The following is a 243-nucleotide window of genomic DNA, read 5'->3' as shown; positions in this document are numbered from 1 at the left end:
GGGCAGAGCCCCGCAATCCTCGGGCCATGCTGACCCGAAGTTTTAGCTTACTTTTCCTGTTCGGTTTTCTTCTCCGGTTTTTCGTGTTCCTTCTGCTGACCCTTCCAGTCGTCCAGCAGCTTGATGATCTGGTCCTTCATTTCCCTCGGCGTAGTTTCCTTGCCGAAATACTTGCTCAGTTCCGCACCTGTCAAAATCACTTTGTCTACCTCCTTTTTGTCCTCCATCATAATGCCGTCGATC

Annotated in this window: 1 pseudogene; it reads right to left on the bottom strand. The window is 50.6% G+C overall.

Annotated elements, in window-relative coordinates:
- Positions 1–47: 47 nt before the first annotated feature.
- A pseudogene (locus DXB70_RS13505) lies at positions 48–243 on the bottom strand (DNA-binding protein); the annotation flags it as partial.

It is taken from the genome of Clostridium sp. OM05-5BH, from assembly GCF_003481505.1.
In the GTDB taxonomy this organism is placed as follows: Bacteria; Bacillota; Clostridia; order Lachnospirales; family Lachnospiraceae; genus Otoolea; species Otoolea fessa.
Note: the sequence above shows the minus strand (reverse complement) of the source record. Positions and strands in the feature narration are given on the sequence as shown.